The organism is Corynebacterium sp. H128 (genome assembly GCF_037482625.1).
Taxonomy (GTDB): domain Bacteria; phylum Actinomycetota; class Actinomycetes; order Mycobacteriales; family Mycobacteriaceae; genus Corynebacterium.
This window is the reverse complement of sequence record NZ_JBBHKW010000001.1, coordinates 247,625-264,137: the sequence shown is the minus strand read 5'-3', so window position 1 is coordinate 264,137 and position 16,513 is coordinate 247,625. Positions and strand designations below refer to the sequence as shown.

The window sequence follows — 16,513 nt, the reverse complement described above, 5'->3', positions numbered from 1 at the left end:
GTGGCCAGCCTGGGCAGCCCCAGGGCATTTCTTTAGAAACTTTTCCGCGAAGGAGCGTTGATTTAAGCATGCCTAGGGTTAGCAGTGCTGATCTCGAAGAACGCCGCCACGAGATCCTCGAAGGCGCACGCAAGTGTTTCGCGGAGCACGGCTATGAGGGCGCTACCGTGCGCCGCCTCGAAGAGGCCACCGGCAAGTCCCGCGGCGCAATATTCCACCATTTCGCGGACAAGGAAACCCTCTTCCTCGAAATCGGCCGCGAGGATGCCCTGCGTATGGCGGAAACCGTTGCCGAAGAAGGTCTAGTACAGGTTATGCGCGATATGCTGGCCTACCCGGACCGCTACGACTGGCTGTCCACTCGCCTCGAAATCACCCGCTTGCTGCGTACCGACGCCGCCTTCCGCGCACGCTGGCAGGAGCAACAGGCCGTGCTTGACGACGCCGTTCGCCGCCGCCTCCAAGCAAACGCCGATGCCGGAACGATGCGTACCGACGTCGATTCAGAGGTGCTCTACCTTTACCTGGAGACGATGTTCGACGGCCTGACTGCGAAACTCGCATCAGGGATCGAAACCGCCGCCTTCTCCCCCGTTCTAGACCTCGTGGAAGCCTCAGTCCGCCGGGACTAGTGCAGCGAGGTAGCGCCGCGCGATGAGTCGTTGGAGGAGCCGCGCGAGGCTGCCACCCAGCTGAGTCACCCACGATGCTGGACGAGAAAACGCTGCACATTCAGCCCAGACCGTCCCATCTTCCAGCCACACTCGGAAGGATTCCTCCCCGGTCTCGAGGTGCCCTGGCAAAGTTCCATAAGCCACGCAGGCGTGGGTATCGGACTGGGTTGTATGAATAATCCAACAGCGTTGGCGCAGGCAGCCAAGGTGGAGGGTGATGATTTTGCCGTCGATAAGCGGTCGAAGACGCACCGCACGTTGCATTTCCCATGCCAGCAGCCGCCTCCGAGCTTCGCGGAAAGCAGCCTGTCCGTGTCCAATTTTGCGGCGGATCGTGAAGCAATGCCAGCCCTGGCGGGTGAGTTCGGATTGGTGTGGGTCGAGATCGAGAGACCAGCCAAGAAATTCTGCTGGATATGTCACGGGCGCCATATTCCCCATACTAGACTAAGCGGTATGTCTAAGTTTCTGCTGGTCCAGGCGCGAGAGGGCGCAGAGGTTCTGCGTTCCGAGTATCAGGACTTCCTCAAGTCCACTGGGCTGCGCGCCGAGCAGCTAGACCGCTGCGTCCTTGATTCAGCTACCTCCCGCATTCCTTCTGTTGCGGACTACGCTGGTGTTTTCTTAGGCGGTAGCCCCTTTAACGTCACCGACGCGCAGCAGTCGGAAGTGCAGCTTCATGTGCAGCGCGAAATGTTGGCGCTGGCGCTAAGCCCGATCTCCACCTTCTATGTCTGTTTTGGCTCGAGTTTGCTCACGCAGTTTTGCGGTGGCGAGGTGCGGGCCGAGTTCGCTGAGGACGCCGGTGCCACAAAGGTCGCACTGACCCCCGCCGGACAGTCCGATCCGCTATTGCGCGCCGTGCCACAACAGTTCACGGCGCTGACGGGACATACGGAAAGCGTCCACGAATTGCCGGAGGGAGCGATACTACTGGCCACCGGCCCCGCATGTCCGGTCCAGATGTTCCGCCTGCACGATTCGACTTGGGCGTGCCAGTTTCACCCCGAGATGGATGCAGCCGGACTGGCGGCGCGGATGCGCTTCTACCTGAACAACGGCTACTTTGCCCCGGAAAAGCTGGAGGAAATCATCACCTCACTTGCAAGCGTCGATACCACGCACGCTCATCAGATCATGCGCAACTTCGTGGCGATGTGCGCTAGCTAGATCTTGTTCGCTGCACAAAAGCGGTAGTAGTCGCTGTTATCTAATAGCGCTGCTGCTGCTTCGTCGACAATCACCGTTGCCTTTGGGTGCAGTTGCAGGATTGAGGCTGGGCAGTGCGCGGAGAGTGGGCCTTCGATCATGTCGCGGACTGCGTGAGCTTTGTTGGCGCCGGTAGCGATCAATAGCAGGTGGCCCGCCTTGGAAATGGTGCCGAGTCCCTGTGTAAGCACATGGACCGGTACCTGGCTTTCCTCGCCGTCAAAGAAGCGCGCATTGTCCTTGACCGTCTGTGGATGCAGCGTTTCCACTCGCGTGCCAGAGGTGAGGGAGCTCGCGGGCTCATTGAATCCGATGTGGCCATTGCTGCCGATGCCGAGCAGTTGGATGTCCACGCCACCAGCAGCCGCAATCGCGGCGTCGTAGGCTGGTCCCTCCGCGTGAATGTCGCTGGCGAAGCCGTTGGGGCTGTGCACCTGCGCGTCGTCGATGTCGATGTGGCTGGTGAACTCCTCGCGTATGAATCGGTAGTAACTCTGATCATGCTCACGCGGTAGCCCGATGTATTCGTCCAGCAAGAACGCCTGCGTGCCAGCAAAGCTGATCTGCCCGGATTCGCACCTGGAAATTAGTTCGCGATACATTTGCAGCGGAGTTGATCCGGTTGCTAAGCCGAGGACAGCCCCTGGGGTGACGTAGCTGGCCATGATGTCGGCCGCGTGTATCGCGACCTCTGCAGCGGACTGCTTAATGAGGATTTCCATGTCGGCACTTCCTGACAGTTAATTATTTGCTAAATCCAATTGCGGACTAATTTAATATATTGTCAACTGCCGGAAAGTGCTCGTTAGTAGCCCCGTTAGTGCACTATTTCTTTCGCCCAAATAGCGCATAAGCTGCTGGGCCGAAGAAGTCGATCGAGCTTAAACCGAACCACATCCACTTCGATCCCCGCGTTCGCTCTTTCGGCGTGTGGTAGATGAAGTGCCACACCATGAGTTTCTCCAGGACTTCCCAGGTGACAAGTCCGATGATCAAGCGCTTTGCTGCGGGACTCAGATCCGCCCAGCGCGGTTTCCTATGCTGCTCACTATCTTTACTCATAGCTTTAGTCTTACCACTGCTCGCAGACGCGCTAATGTTGAGAGCATGTATGCAATCATTTCCGTCGCCGGCCCCGACCATTCGGGCATTATCGCCGCCGTTGCCACTGACCTCGCGGCCATGGATGTCAATATCCACAATGTCTCCCAGACGATCATGGAGGGCTATTTCACCATGATCCTGCATGTTGCCTTCGACGAGTCCAAGTTGGATATCGTCACAGTGCAGGAACACATGACGGCCGTCGGCAAGCAACAAAACCTGGCCATCCGGGTACAGTCCGAGGCGCTTTTTAACGCCACCACTGAAATTTAACGGGCGGCCACCATGAACTTTGCACAGCGCAGCCACGCCATTTGGGACACTATTGAGATGATCCAGCAGTACCGGCTGGACATTCGTACCGTGACGATGGGCGTTAGCCTCCTTGATTGCATCCGTGGCACCATGGCGGAGACCTGCGACGCCGTCTATGACCGGCTGACCACCCAGGCGCAAGATCTCGTGAGCACTTGCGAAGGCATCGAACGCGAGCTTGGCATTCCCATCGTCAACCGACGCATTTCGGTCACCCCGATCGCACTCCTCGCAGCATCTGTCGAAGGCAGCCCGGTAGAACTCGCGAAGGCGCTGGACCGTGCGGCCAATGAGACTGGCGTCAACTTTGTGGGAGGCTTTTCTGCGCTCGTGGAGAAGGGCGCTACCTCCGGTGATCGCCGCCTCATCGACGCCATCCCAGAGGCACTCACCGTCACCGAACGCGTGTGCTCTTCCGTCAACGTGGGCACCTCCCGCGCAGGACTCAACATGAACGCCGTCAAGCGCATGGGTGAAGTGGTTAAGGAGGCCGCAGAGCTGACCAAAGACCGCAGCGCCATCGCCTGTGCAAAGCTCGTCGTGTTCGCTAATTCTGTGGGTGATAATCCCTTCATGGCGGGGGCTTTCCACGGCATCGAGGAACCTGACTGCGTGGTCAGCGTTGGCGTGTCCGGGCCGGGTGTGGTCGCCCGCGCCCTCGAGCGCATGCCTGCCGACGCCTCCCTGGATCAAGTCGCAGAGGAGATCAAGAAGGCTGCTTTCAAGATCACTCGCGCGGGACAGCTCGTGGGCAACCTCGCTTCCGAGCGCCTCGGCGTCCCATTCGGCATCGTGGATCTCTCGCTGGCCCCGACCGCCGAGGTCGGCGACTCCGTGGCTAACATCCTCGAGGCGATGGGCTTGGACCAGGTAGGCACCCACGGCACCACCGCCGCGCTTGCGCTGCTTAACGACGCCGTCAAAAAAGGCGGCATGATGGCCTGTTCCCGCGTCGGTGGCCTTTCCGGTTCCTTCATCCCGGTCTCAGAGGACAAGGGCATGATCGACGCCGTCCGCGCCGGCTCCATCTCGATCGACAAGTTGGAAGCGATGACCGCGATCTGCTCCGTCGGCCTGGATATGGTCGCTATCCCAGGTGATACGAGCGCTGCACTGATCTCCGGCATGATTGCCGACGAAGCAGCCATCGGCATCATGAACCATAAGACCACCGCCGTGCGCGTCATCCCGGTGCCGGGCACGCAGCCGGGCGACGAGGTCAACTTCGGCGGTCTGCTCGGATATGCACCGGTCATACCGGTGAACACCGTGGGCAACACGCAGTTCATTCACCGTGGTGGCTATATTCCTGCGCCGGTGCACGGGTTTAGGAACTAGCTTGACCGAATTTGTGGATCGAAAACATGATTTTAAGCCCTAAACCAATGTTTTCGATCCAGTAATTCGACATTCCAGGCCAGCCTTCACGGCTGGCCATTCGCTTTTCACCATTGAGTACAACACCTGATCATCCAGTACGCCATTCCTGAGGCGGGCGCTTGCCCGGATGATGCCATCGAGTTTGAAACCCACCTTCTCGATCGCTCGTTGAGACTGCTGGTTGCTCCACTTGGTGCGGATACCCACCGCCTCACACCCGAGTGTTTCAAAGGCATGCTCTAGGAGCAGCAGCTTCATTGCGGGATTGGTGTCTGTGCCTTGGGCATCGGCGGAGATCCACGTGTACCCGATTTCCAGGTGTGGTACTTCGGGTTGTAGGTCATAGTAGGCGGTCACGCCCAGCGCTTCGCCGGTAAATGCGGAGCGCACGGCAAAGGGGATCATGGCTCCGGTGTCGCGGCGCTGCAACTTGCCCTCGATATCGGCATGCATGCCCTCGGGAGTCGGCGTTGAAGTCCAAAACGCTTCACTGAGGTCCCCCACGGCCCGCTGCAACTCCGGCGTGTGTGCGACGCTCAGCGGCTCGAGACGGACGTGGTCATTAGCAAGGGTGAGGGTTGGGGAAATCCACATAGGTTAAGGATACTTGCCGATTCTCCGGCTCGAAGCCTGCACAAAGTGCGGGCTATGCCAACTCCACGATTTCCATGTACTCGTCATTCCACAGGTCCTCGGTGCCGTCGGGAAGCACGATGACGCGTTCCGGTTCCAAGGCCTTCACAGCGCCCGGGTCGTGGGTGACCAGCACGACGGCACCGGTGTAGGTGCGCAGCGCGTCAAGAACTTGCTCGCGAGACTGTGGATCGAGGTTGTTGGTCGGCTCGTCCAGCAGCAGCACGTTAGCGCGCGATGACACGAGCGATGCCAATGCAAGGCGGGTCTTCTCACCGCCGGACAGTGTGCCGGCTGGCTGGTCTAGTTGCTCGCCGGAGAACATGAAGGCACCGAGGAGAGAACGCAGATCCTGCTCCCCCGCCTCCGGGCACGCATCGATGGTGTTTTGCCACACGGATTTCGCGGGATCAATGGTGTCGTGCTCCTGCGCGAAATAGCCGATCTTCAGACCGTGACCAGAAACGATACCTCCTTCGCCATCAGTGCGTTCCACCCCTGCGAGCAACTTGAGCAACGTGGTCTTACCAGCACCGTTGAAGCCAAGCACGACGACTCGTGAGCCCTTATCAATGGCCAAGTCCACTCCCGCGAACACCTCGAGGGAGCCATACATCTTGGTTAGTCCCGTGGCGTTCAGCGGAGTCTTGCCGCATGGCGCTGGCTCTGGGAACTGGATGTGAGCCACGCGATCTGCCTGGCGCAGATCATCGGTGGAAGAAACCATCTTCTCGGCGCGGGCGAGCATCTGTTTAGCAGCTGCGGCCTTGGTAGCCTTAGCTCCCAGCTTTGCAGCCTGAGTTTTAAGCGCAGATGCCTTCTTCTCTGCGTTGGCACGCTCCCGACGTCGTCTAGCTTCGTCGGTGGCGCGGGCATCCAGGTACTTCTTCCAACCCATGTTGTACACGTCCGCTTCACTGCGGACGGCATCGAGGAACCAGACCTTGTTACAGACCGCTTCCAGCAGCTCCACGTCGTGAGAGATCATGATAAGACCGCCCTCGTGCTTGGACAGGAATTCGCGGAGCCAAGTGATGGAGTCTGCATCGAGGTGGTTCGTAGGTTCATCGAGCAGCAGCGTCGTCTGCGAACGACCCGAACCTGCGGTGGCGGCGAACAGGATTTGCGCGAGTTCTACACGGCGACGTTGACCACCGGAAAGTGTCTTGAGCTGCTGGTCGAGGACTCTTTCAGGAAGTCCCAGGGCGTCGCAAATGCGGGCCGCTTCAGCATCCGCCTCATAACCACCGAGGGAATAGTACTGCTCCTCAAGGCGGGAGTACTTATTCACGGCCTTATCGCGCACCGCATCGGTTCCGGTTTCGATGAGCTCCTGCTGTCGCTCCATTGAGGTCTTGAGGCGATCCAAGCCGCGGGCAGATAGCACGCGATCCCGCGCAGTCTGGTCGATATTTCCTTCGCGCGAATCCTGCGGCAGGTAGCCGATCTCCCCGGAACGCACTACTTTGCCGCCATAAGGCTCCCCTTCACCAGCAAGGATGCGCATGGTCGTCGTCTTGCCTGCACCATTACGGCCGACCAAGCCGATCCGGTCGCCGGGTTGCACACGCAGGTGCTGGCCGGGGGCGTTGAGCAGGGTGCGGGCGCCGACGCGCACTTCCAAATCTTCGGTGACAATCACAGCAGGTCAGTATAGCGTGTGAAGTATGAGTTCCTACGACCTGATCATTGTTGGCCTCGGCCCCGCCGGTGCTTACCTCGGCCACCGCGCGCATGCCCGGGGCCTCAAGGTCTTAGGTGTAGACAGGAAAGACGCCTGGGATGCCACTTATGGCGGTTGGGTCGACGAGCTACCGGGTGTGCCGTTGTACAGCCGCACAAAGCCTACGGTGCGCTTCGGCGGCGTCGGTCGTGTTCTCGAGCGTGAGTACGCGATTATTGACGCCGATCGCTGGCGCAGCCAACTCCTCGACTTCCCCATCGTCATCGGCGAGGCGGAGATCAGCAACGCCAACAGCGTGCTTATCGACGGCCAGAAGCATCTCACCGACGTGGTCGTCGATGCTCGGGGCATGTCCTACGTAGCGGGCCAACCACTGCAACAGGCCTTGGGCTGGTTCATTGATTCCGCTCCTGATGCCTGGATGGATTTCCGCGAGTCCACCTTTCTCTATAGCTTCGACACCCCGCGCGGCCGGCTCGTGGAGGAAACTTATCTGGCCATTGCTGACTTCCATTCCTGGGGAGAGTTGGAAGGCGCCCTGAGCCGTCGTTTCCCGGGGAAGAAGCCACGGGAGGTGGAGCGCGTGGTGATCCCGTTGGGGCGGCCACCGGCGTCGAAAAGCGCACTGCCTTTCGGTGCCCGCGCGGGATTCATCAACCCCATCACCGGGTTTAGCCTTGCCACGGCAATCCGCATGGCAGAGCCCACGCTGGACGCGCTGTGGGGCCATGGCACACTGCCCTGGCGCACTCGGGCTTTCCGCGCTGACCGACACCTGGCCGAGCTGCTGCAACGCGCTTTGCTCAACCTCGAGCCACCACGGGTGCAGCACTTGCTGCGCGCCCTGCTGCGCTTGCCGACGCCACTGCACCGCGACTTCCTGCAGCTCGGCAATCTCCGAGGCACCCTGGTTGGCATGGCGCTGGTTTTCGCGCAAGTGCCACTATCCACCAAGCTCGCCATCGTCCGCGCGTTAGTGAAAGGTTAACTTCATGGCCGATATCGGACAGGACTACTACGTTGCGTACACGCTGAACTCGGGACAGCAAGGTCGCATCAATTTAAGGTTTATGCGCGAACCTAGTCAGCGGGATGTGGCCGCCGAGTTGGAAAAATACGGCATCGAACCGAAGGAACTGAAAGCTACTTTCCACGAGCCGGTACACCGGGTGGGCCATGCGCCAACTCCCGCAATGCAGACTGTCCAAGGGCCGATCCAACCCCAACTTGCGCAGCCGAAAAAGCAGCGCGGGTGTCTTTCCACGTTCCTGAAGATCGCCCTCGCACTGTATCTCTTCGGCATTATGGTGGAGATCCCGAATGGCTTTAGCGCCATGGAAGACGGCGAAAAGCTCGCTTCCGCGCCAGACGCACTAATGCTGTGCAGCACGGTAGCGAGCCATCGCTCAGAGGCGGACATCTGGCATCCCGCATACCTAACTCAATACGCAGGATGCATCGCCGGGGTGACCATCGGTCAGGCGAAGCAGAGCTAGACCGAAAATCCTAAGGCCCGTAGCTGATCGCGACCATCTTCGGTGATCATGTGCGGGCCCCATGGCGGCATCCATACCCAGTGCAGGGTCATTTTCTCTGCGACGCCGCCGCCCACGACAGCCTGCTCGGCCTGTTCCTCAATGACATCAGTCAACGGGCATGCCGGGGAGGTCAGCGTCATGTTGACTACTGCATGGGTGCCCTCGACCATGTAAACGTCGTACACCAAGCCGAGGTCAACCACGTTAATGCCCAACTCAGGGTCAATGACGTCGCGCATGTATTCCTCAACGTCAGCTGCCTTAGCAAGGTCAGCTTCGGACTGCTCGGGCTTCGGTGGTACCGGAGGCTTCGTGTCCTCCGGTGCGGGGGTGTTCTCTTCGCTCACTTACTTCTTTCCTTCCAAAGCTTCAGCGGTGGCCGCTTGGAATGCTTTCCACCCCAGGAGGGCGCATTTCACGCGGGCCGGGTACTTGGACACGCCGGCGAAAGCAATGCCATCACCAATCACCTCGGCATCACCTTCGACTGTGCCGCGTGAAGTCACCATCTCTTCGAACGCGGCCAGGGTTGCCATTGCTTCTTTCACCGGCCGACCGACGATCTCCTCCGCCATCACGGAGGTCGATGCCTGGCTGATGGAGCAGCCCTCGGCCTCGTAGGAGATATCTGCCACGGTCTCCCCGTCTTCAGACAGGTGCACCCGCAGCGTCAGTTCGTCGCCACAGGAGGTGTTGACATGGTGCACCTCGGCACCGAAGGGCTCTCGCAATCCGGCGTGCTGAGGGTGCTTGTAGTGATCCAAGATCACTTCTTGGTACATCTGCTCTAGCTTCATTTACGCTACTCCAAAGAATTCCTGCGCATGCCGGACTGCTGCTACCAGCCGGTCCACCTCTTCCATCGTGTTGTAGAGGTAGAAGCTGGCGCGAGCGCTCGCTTGCACTCCCTTCGCGCGGTGGATAGGCCATGCACAGTGATGACCAACTCGAATGGACACGCCCTGATCGTCTAAGACCTGACCGAGATCGTGCGGGTGAATACCGTCAACGGCAAAGGAAATGGCACCGCCACGACTTTCCGCGGTACGGGGTCCGAAGATGTGCAGTCCATCGATCTGCTGCAGCTGCTCCAACGCATACTCGGTGAGTGCATGCTCGTGTGCTGCGATGTGCTCCATGCCGATTTCGGTCAAGAACTGCACTGCAGCACCGAGACCAACCACCTGAGAGGTCATCTGCGTCCCCGCCTCAAAACGCTGCGGCGGCGGTGCATAGGTAGAACCGTCCATACGCACTAGTTCAATCATCGAACCACCGGTGAGGAAAGGCGGCAGCTGGCGCAGCAATTCTGCGCGACCATATACCGCACCCACACCAGAGGGCCCACACATCTTATGGCCGGAGAAAGCAGCGAAATCGACGCCAAGAGCATGGAAGTCCACCGGCATGTGTGGCACTGATTGGCAGGCATCCAGTACGGTCAACGCGCCGACGGCCTGTGCACGACGCACCATCTCGGGCACGTCAGCAACCGCGCCGGTGACATTGGACTGGTGGGTGAAGGCAACAACCTTCACGGAATCATCCAATTCCAGCGAATCCAGGTCAATCCGGCCGTCGTCAGTGGTGGCGTACCACTTGAGCGTCGCGCCGGTGCGGCGGCACAGTTCCTGCCACGGCACCAGGTTGGCGTGGTGCTCCAGCTCCGTGACGACGACCGTATCGCCCTCACCCACAGCCAAGTCGCCCGCCCGCTCATCGCCGAGGACATAGGCCACCAGGTTGAGCGCCTCGGTGGCATTCTTGGTGAAGGCGAGCTCTTCCGGCGCTGCGCCGACGAACGCCGCAATTGCAGCGCGCGCAGACTCATAAGCATCGGTTGCTTCTTCGGCCAGCGAATAGGCTCCCCGGTGCACCGGCGCGTTGGTGTGCAGCACAAACTGCTCTTCCACCCGCCATACCCGCTCCGGGCGCTGTGAAGTTGCACCGGAGTCGAGGTACGTCAGTGGCTGATCACCGCGTACCTTACGGCGCAGGATGGGAAATTCCGCCCGGATCGCCTGAGTGTTCAGCGATCCGTCGGAATGTGTCAGTGTGGCCATTACAGGTACTGGTCGTAGCCGTTTGCCTCAAGCTCATCAGCAAGCTCAGGGCCACCAGTGGTGATGATTTTGCCGTTGGCAAACACGTGCACGTAATCAGGCTTGACGTAGTTCAGGATGCGCTTGTAGTGCGTAATCATCAGCACGCCACCGTTCTCGCGTTCCTGGTACTTGTTGATGCCCTCGGAGACTACGCGCAGTGCGTCGACGTCGAGACCCGAATCGGTCTCATCCAGCACGGCAAACTTCGGCTTAAGCAGACCGAGCTGTAGCACCTCATGGCGCTTCTTCTCGCCACCGGAGAAGCCCTCGTTGACGGAGCGCTCGGAGAACTCCTTGGAGATAGAAAGTTCTTCCTGGGCTTCCTTAACTTCCTTCACCCAGTCGCGCAGCTTAGGGGCTTCACCGCGAACGGCAGTGGCGGCGGTACGCAGGAAGTTCGCCATGGAGACACCCGGTACCTCTACTGGGTACTGCATTGCCAAGAACAGGCCGGCGCGGGCGCGCTCATCAACCTCGAGGTCGAGGATGTTCACGCCGTCGAGTAGCACCTCGCCGCCAGTGACCTCGTAGCGAGGGTGGCCCGCCAGGGTGTAAGCGAGAGTGGACTTGCCGGAGCCGTTAGGGCCCATGATGGCATGGGTCTCACCGGAGTTGATGGTGAGGTTGACGCCGTTCAGGATCTGCTTTGGCTCGGCGTTGTCGTCGGAAGGCAGCACCTGGGCGGTCAGGTTACGGATTTCAAGAGTGCTCATATGTCGTTCCTTGTTTTAAGTTTGATTAAAGTTCGGTGCCGTCAAGTTCTTGCGCGATCTTGGCTTCCAGCAGTTCGCGGGTGGCTTCACCCGGAATGCGACCAATGACCTCGGAGAAGAAGCCGCGGACGATCAAGCGACGGGCATCATCAGCTTCGATGCCGCGAGACAGCAGGTAGAACAGCTGCTCGTCATCGAAACGACCCACGGTGGCAGCGTGACCTGCACCGGCGATTTCACCGGTTTCGATTTCCAGGTTCGGCACTGCATCAGCGCGTGCACCCTCGGTGAGGACAAGGTTACGGTTTGCCTCATAGGTGCTGGTGCCTTGAGCGTTGGCGCGGATGAGCACATCTCCCACCCATGCGGTGCGGGCCTCGGTGCGCTCGGTGCTGGGATCGCCCTGCAGAGCGCCCTTGTACAACACGTTTGACTTGCAGTTCGGGTGTGCGTGATCCACCAATAGACGCTGTTCAAAGAACTGTCCATCATCGGCGAAGTAGACACCGAGGAGTTCGGCGTCGCCACCTGGGCCTGCGAACTTCACCTGTGGCACCAGGCGCACCAAGCTGCCACCGAATACGGCAACGGCGTGACGCAGCACAGCATCCCGCCCGACGAGGGCACGCTCACCTGCGAGGTGCACCGCATCATCAGCCCAGTCTTCGTGGACGACCACGGACAAGCGCGCGTTATCGCCAACGATGTACTCGTGGTTATCGGAATGCGTGCCGGAACCAACAAAGTGCAGATTGACCAGTGCTTCCGCGCCTTCTTCTACGATGATCGTGATTGCGCCGAAGGAGGTGACGTCCGCGCCGGAGCCGCTGACGGTAATGTTCACTGCATCCGCGTTCACGCTGTTCTTGGCAAAGGTAACCACGGTTGCTTCGCTCATGGCAGTCCATGCCTGAGCCGCGGTGCGATCCACTGGTGCACCCGCCTGACCGAGGCGAGGATCGTCTTTAGTCACGGTTTCAACACTGATGCCGCTTGCCGATTCCGGCAGTTCGACGGCTACCTTCGGGGCGACTGGCGTCGCGAAGCTGCCGTCGTGCAGGCCACGCAGGCGACGCATTGGGACGAAGCGCCACACTTCGTCGCGGCCGTGCGGAACCTCAAAGTCCGCGACATCAAAGGAGGAAAATAGGTCTCCCTTGGTGTCGTGGTAAGTGGCGTTCTTAACTCGTTCTACAGGGGCGGTCATTGCGCTTAGCCCACCGATCCTTCCATTTGCAGCTCGATGAGTCGGTTGAGCTCAAGGGCGTATTCCATTGGCAGTTCCTTGGCGATAGGCTCCACGAAGCCACGCACAATCATCGCCATTGCTTCATCCTCGGCCAGGCCGCGGGACATGAGGTAAAACAGCTGGTCCTCGGAAACCTGGGAGACCTTTGCCTCGTGACCGAGCGAGACGTGGTCGTTGCGGATGTCATTGTAAGGGTAGGTATCCGAACGCGAGATGTTATCCACCAACAGCGCGTCGCACTCGACGTTAGAAGTCGAATGGTGCGCGTCCTTGTTAATCTGCACCAAGCCACGGTAGGCGGCACGTCCACCGGCGCGGGCCACAGACTTAGAAACAATGTTGGAGGAGGTGTATGGCGCCATGTGCACCATCTTTGCGCCTGTGTCCTGGAACTGGCCTTCACCAGCAAAGGCGACGGAAAGGACCTCACCCTTAGCGTGTGGGCCGGTCATCCAGACTGCCGGGTACTTCATGGTCACCTTGGAGCCGATGTTGCCGTCGACCCATTCCATGGTGGCGCCTTCTTCACACTTGGTGCGCTTGGTCACCAGGTTGTACACGTTATTCGACCAGTTCTGGATCGTGGTGTAGCGGCAGCGGCCGCCCTTCTTCACGATGATTTCCACCACTGCAGAGTGCAGGGAATCAGACTTGTAGATCGGCGCAGTACAGCCCTCAACGTAGTGAACATAAGCGTCCTCGTCCACGACGATCAGGGTGCGCTCGAATTGACCCATGTTCTCGGTGTTGATGCGGAAGTAGGCCTGCAGCGGGATGTCCACGTGAACGCCCTTGGGCACGTAGATGAAGGAGCCACCCGACCACACGGCAGTGTTGAGCGCGGAGAATTTGTTATCGCCGGAAGGGATGACGGTGCCGAAGTACTCGCGGAAGATCTCTTCGTGCTCACGCAAAGCAGTATCGGTATCGACGAAGATAACGCCCTTTTCTTCCAGGTCCTCGCGGATCTGGTGGTAAACCACCTCAGATTCGTACTGCGCGGCAACGCCGGCCACTAGGCGCTGCTTTTCCGCCTCCGGGATGCCCAGCTTGTCATAAGTATTTTTGATGTCCTCGGGCAGGTCCTCCCAGCTGGTGGCCTGCTTCTCTGTGGAGCGGACGAAGTATTTAATATTGTCGAAGTCGATGCCGGAAAGATCCGCACCCCACTTCGGCATTGGCTTCTTATCGAAGATCTCGAGCGACTTCAGACGGCGCTCCAGCATCCACTCTGGCTCGTTCTTAAGCCGGGAGATGTCCTTAACTACGGCCTGGTTCAGACCGCGCTTCGCTGCGGCACCAGCGGCATCTGGGTCGTGCCAACCGAATTGGTAGGCACCGATGGAGTCAATGATCTCTTCGTCGGTGAGTTGGGCATTGACATCGCGTTGGTTAATTGCCTGCGTCATCAGCCACTCCCTTCCTGTGCTGGGATGTTTCTTTGGGTGAGTTGTTAATAGGAGTCAGTGGAATGTTGGTGGTACAAATGCCGTGACCATCCACAATGGTGGCCAAGGGCTGGATATGCTGCCCGAGCAGCTCCGCGATCGCACGGTGTTCGGCCTCGCATAACTCCGGAAATTCCGAAGCTACGTGTGAGATCGGACAATGGTGCTGGCAGAGCTGCACGCCACTGCCTGCGTTGCTTGTCGACGCCGCATAACCCGACTTCACGAAGGCATCAACGATGTGCTCGGTGGTTTCCTTCACGGAGTCGGCCGATTCACCGGCCGGAGAAATCCCCGCCACGATGCTTTCGATCCGCTTGCGAGCAAATGCCCGCACTGCCGCTTCCCCACCGGTTTCCCGGAGTGCCTCCAGTGCGGAGGCTGCCAGGCCGTCGTAGTCGTGTCCGAATTGGCTACGTCCCTTATCAGTAAGGACGTATTCCTTGGCTGGTCGGCCACGACCCCGAGTGCTGCCACCTCGCGTGGCGGCCACCATTGCTAACCCTTCCGCCTCGAGGTTATCGAGGTGCCGGCGCACGCCAGCAGCGGAGAATCCAAGGTGATCGCCAAGATAAGAGGCACTGCACGGCCCATGCTTGAGCAGGGTGACCAGAATGTCGCTGCGTGTGCGTCCTTCGAGTCCTTCTGTTCGAGACAAGACCGTCACCTCCTTGTACCACTTTCCATGTCTTTATCTATTAGACAACACAAGTGTTCCGTAATTCGCCGTTAAAGTCCAGCGGTAGGACACAGACACGCCGAAACGGTCGCAGACTCGGCTCGAGTAGAATTTGGCTCCGTGATACTTTCCAGTGAAACTCGCCCCCTCGGGTGGCTCAGGAATGCCCTGCCCCGGCTGGGTAGTCCAGGTTCCCGCTCTGCTGAGCTTCACGATGACCGCGCCCTCGATGCGAGACAGCTGAACTTTACTGAGCTCGAAAGATTCGCCACGCTCCGGTGGATCGGCACAGTTGGTTCGCTCATGATCGGGATGGGCGCTTTGGGCGCTGGTGCCTTCCCGGTAGTTGACAATCCCTATCCACACTTTCCGGGCGGCGAGATCCTCGCCCGAATGCTGACTACCTCATCGATCATCACGTTGATCGGCGTCGGTTTTCTGGTCCTCGCCTGGGCGCTGATGGCTCCTTTCGTCTCCACCACGCTGGCCGCCCCTATCACGGGCACTCGCGAGAATGCTGCCAGAGTGAGCATGAAAATGCTGCGACGCACCTTCATTGCTTGGGTATTGCCAATCTCCTTGACTACCCCACTTTTTACGCAAGACATCTACTCTTATCTGGCACAAGGTGCGATCGTTGCTGCCGGAATGGATCCCTACTCTGGTGGCCCGATTGACCTGCTCAGCCCCGATAATCCCTTGGCACGCAGCGTTCCCTTCATTTGGGCACACTCGCCGTCCCCCTACGGTCCTGTAGCCCTCGCGATCGCTGCTGGAATCAGCATGATTACCAACAACAGCATCGTGCTCGGGGTGTTAGCGCATCGCTTGGTGTCGGTGCTGGGCCTAGTGGCCGCCGCCTGGGGCGTCGTCAAGCTGGCGGGGCGGTGTCGTGTGTCCAAACAGGCGGCGCTGTGGCTCGGCATCCTGAACCCACTGTGCCTGTTGCACCTGATTGGCGGGATTCACAACGAGGCCATCCTGATCGGTTTCATGCTGGTCGGCCTGGAGGTCGGTCTCCGGGGCGTGGATCGCGGCCCCCGTAAGGGCGCAGTACTTCTGGTAATTGGTGCCGCTCTGATCACCTGTGCGGGGCTGGTCAAAGTCACAGGTTTCATCGCGCTTGGATTCCTGGGGATGGCCCTAGCGCGCCAACTGTTGCTGCGCGGCTTTAATAAAATTCTCGCGCTAACGGTCGCAGCGGGCAGCATGTTGGCTGTGTTGGTGGCTACCACAGGGCTGGTAACAGCGGTATCCGGGATCGGGTTGGGCTGGATCACCGGGCAAGGCGGCGCCGCCACTATCCGCAGTTGGATGTCCATCAGCACGGATGTCGGCGTCATCGCTGGCGCTTTGGGCAGCTGGCTGCAGCTCGGCGACCACACCGAGCAGATGTTGGTGTTCACCCGGGCGGTTGGCGTTTTCATCGCCGGGCTCTTTATGCTCCGCATGCTGCTGGCCACGCTCTACGGCCGGATTCACCCCGTTGGTGGCCTTGGCGTAGCGATGTTCGTCATGGTTGTCCTCTTCCCCGTCGTACACCCCTGGTACCTGCTGTGGTCGCTGGCGCCACTCGCTGCATGGGCAAACCGACCGCTATTTCGTGTCTTGGCAATGGGATATTCGGTGATCATGAGCTTTTTCGTCTTGCCTCGTGGACTACGGCTACCGCCCGTGACCGTACTCAGCATCTATTTCGGCGCTGCCGTGCTCTTCGCGCTCTTGTTGTGCGCCCTATGGTGGCTGTTAAAGCGTCGCGGCATCGTTGGCCTACACTGATTC

Annotated in this window: 19 protein-coding genes; 7 read left to right on the top strand and 12 right to left on the bottom strand. The window is 59.6% G+C overall.

Annotated features, from left to right (window positions below; all coding sequences use genetic code 11):
* The first annotated feature begins 68 nt into the window (after nucleotides 1-68).
* Nucleotides 69-632 carry a TetR/AcrR family transcriptional regulator gene (locus WG915_RS01250; protein ID WP_339563542.1) on the top strand — a complete coding sequence of 188 codons (564 nt, stop codon included), beginning with the start codon at nucleotides 69-71 and terminating at the stop codon, nucleotides 630-632.
* On the opposite strand, the gene WG915_RS01245 is transcribed toward WG915_RS01250, so the two are convergent.
* On the bottom strand, nucleotides 615-1,106 hold the full coding sequence (locus tag WG915_RS01245; RefSeq protein WP_339563541.1) for a DUF1990 family protein: 492 nt from the start codon (nucleotides 1,104-1,106) through the stop codon (nucleotides 615-617). The two genes, WG915_RS01250 and WG915_RS01245, sit on opposite strands and share 18 nt — an antisense overlap.
* 24 nt (nucleotides 1,107-1,130) lie before the next feature.
* Here WG915_RS01245 and WG915_RS01240 point away from each other — a divergent pair, with 24 nt between their 5' ends.
* On the top strand, nucleotides 1,131-1,844 hold the full coding sequence (locus tag WG915_RS01240; RefSeq protein ID WP_339563540.1) for a glutamine amidotransferase: 714 nt from the start codon (nucleotides 1,131-1,133) through the stop codon (nucleotides 1,842-1,844).
* Here WG915_RS01240 and nagB read toward each other — a convergent pair.
* Entirely contained in the window at nucleotides 1,841-2,605 is a 765-nt protein-coding gene (nagB, locus tag WG915_RS01235) for a glucosamine-6-phosphate deaminase (protein ID WP_339563539.1), read from the bottom strand. The genes WG915_RS01240 and nagB overlap by 4 nt on opposite strands.
* Nucleotides 2,606-2,708: 103 nt before the next feature.
* Entirely contained in the window at nucleotides 2,709-2,945 is a 237-nt protein-coding gene (locus WG915_RS01230; RefSeq protein ID WP_339563538.1) for a hypothetical protein, read from the bottom strand.
* Nucleotides 2,946-2,990: 45 nt separating this feature from the next.
* Here WG915_RS01230 and WG915_RS01225 point away from each other — a divergent pair, with 45 nt between their 5' ends.
* Together WG915_RS01225 and WG915_RS01220 are read left to right on the top strand one after the other, a co-directional pair.
* The gene (locus tag WG915_RS01225; RefSeq protein WP_339563537.1) at nucleotides 2,991-3,260 is read left to right on the top strand and encodes an ACT domain-containing protein; all 270 of its coding nucleotides are present in this window, start codon (nucleotides 2,991-2,993) and stop codon (nucleotides 3,258-3,260) included.
* 12 nt (nucleotides 3,261-3,272) lie between these two features.
* Nucleotides 3,273-4,640, top strand: a complete 1,368-nt coding sequence (locus tag WG915_RS01220) for a PFL family protein (protein ID WP_339563536.1) — start codon at nucleotides 3,273-3,275, stop codon at nucleotides 4,638-4,640.
* 39 nt (nucleotides 4,641-4,679) lie between these two features.
* Here the strand turns inward: WG915_RS01220 and WG915_RS01215 are convergent, their stop codons facing one another.
* Nucleotides 4,680-5,276 (bottom strand): GNAT family N-acetyltransferase, encoded by a 597-nt coding sequence (locus WG915_RS01215; RefSeq protein ID WP_339563535.1) that lies wholly within the window; start codon nucleotides 5,274-5,276, stop codon nucleotides 4,680-4,682.
* A 52-nt stretch (nucleotides 5,277-5,328) separates the two neighbouring features.
* On the bottom strand, nucleotides 5,329-6,957 hold the full coding sequence (locus WG915_RS01210; RefSeq protein WP_339563534.1) for an ABC-F family ATP-binding cassette domain-containing protein: 1,629 nt from the start codon (nucleotides 6,955-6,957) through the stop codon (nucleotides 5,329-5,331).
* Between the two features lie 25 nt (nucleotides 6,958-6,982).
* Here WG915_RS01210 and WG915_RS01205 point away from each other — a divergent pair, with 25 nt between their 5' ends.
* Both WG915_RS01205 and WG915_RS01200 read left to right on the top strand, forming a co-directional pair.
* Entirely contained in the window at nucleotides 6,983-7,987 is a 1,005-nt protein-coding gene (locus tag WG915_RS01205; RefSeq protein WP_339563533.1) for a lycopene cyclase family protein, read from the top strand.
* A 4-nt stretch (nucleotides 7,988-7,991) separates the two neighbouring features.
* Entirely contained in the window at nucleotides 7,992-8,495 is a 504-nt protein-coding gene (locus WG915_RS01200) for a hypothetical protein (protein ID WP_339563532.1), read from the top strand.
* Here the strand turns inward: WG915_RS01200 and WG915_RS01195 are convergent.
* From WG915_RS01195 to WG915_RS01165, 7 genes are read right to left on the bottom strand one after another with little or no spacing between them, the layout of a single operon-like run.
* Entirely contained in the window at nucleotides 8,492-8,884 is a 393-nt protein-coding gene (locus WG915_RS01195; protein WP_339563531.1) for a metal-sulfur cluster assembly factor, read from the bottom strand. The two genes, WG915_RS01200 and WG915_RS01195, sit on opposite strands and share 4 nt — an antisense overlap.
* Nucleotides 8,885-9,334 carry a Fe-S cluster assembly sulfur transfer protein SufU gene (gene sufU / locus WG915_RS01190; RefSeq protein ID WP_339563530.1) on the bottom strand — a complete coding sequence of 150 codons (450 nt, stop codon included), beginning with the start codon at nucleotides 9,332-9,334 and terminating at the stop codon, nucleotides 8,885-8,887.
* Nucleotides 9,335-10,600, bottom strand: coding sequence for a SufS family cysteine desulfurase (locus tag WG915_RS01185; protein ID WP_339563529.1), 1,266 nt, complete (start codon nucleotides 10,598-10,600; stop codon nucleotides 9,335-9,337).
* Nucleotides 10,600-11,355: a Fe-S cluster assembly ATPase SufC gene (sufC, locus tag WG915_RS01180; RefSeq protein ID WP_339563528.1), complete on the bottom strand. Its 756-nt coding sequence runs from the start codon at nucleotides 11,353-11,355 to the stop codon at nucleotides 10,600-10,602. Before sufC ends, WG915_RS01185 begins: the two co-directional genes overlap by 1 nt.
* Nucleotides 11,356-11,380: 25 nt before the next feature.
* Nucleotides 11,381-12,562, bottom strand: a complete 1,182-nt coding sequence (sufD, locus tag WG915_RS01175; protein ID WP_339563527.1) for a Fe-S cluster assembly protein SufD — start codon at nucleotides 12,560-12,562, stop codon at nucleotides 11,381-11,383.
* A gap of 5 nt (nucleotides 12,563-12,567) precedes the next feature.
* Entirely contained in the window at nucleotides 12,568-14,013 is a 1,446-nt protein-coding gene (gene sufB, locus WG915_RS01170) for a Fe-S cluster assembly protein SufB (RefSeq protein ID WP_339563526.1), read from the bottom strand.
* Nucleotides 13,997-14,719, bottom strand: a complete 723-nt coding sequence (locus WG915_RS01165; protein WP_445227753.1) for a helix-turn-helix transcriptional regulator — start codon at nucleotides 14,717-14,719, stop codon at nucleotides 13,997-13,999. Before WG915_RS01165 ends, sufB begins: the two co-directional genes overlap by 17 nt.
* 132 nt (nucleotides 14,720-14,851) lie before the next feature.
* Between WG915_RS01165 and mptB the strand changes: the two genes are divergently transcribed.
* A complete protein-coding gene (gene mptB, locus WG915_RS01160) occupies nucleotides 14,852-16,510 on the top strand; it encodes a polyprenol phosphomannose-dependent alpha 1,6 mannosyltransferase MptB (RefSeq protein ID WP_339563524.1) in 1,659 nt (552 codons plus the stop codon).
* Nucleotides 16,511-16,513 lie beyond the last annotated feature (3 nt).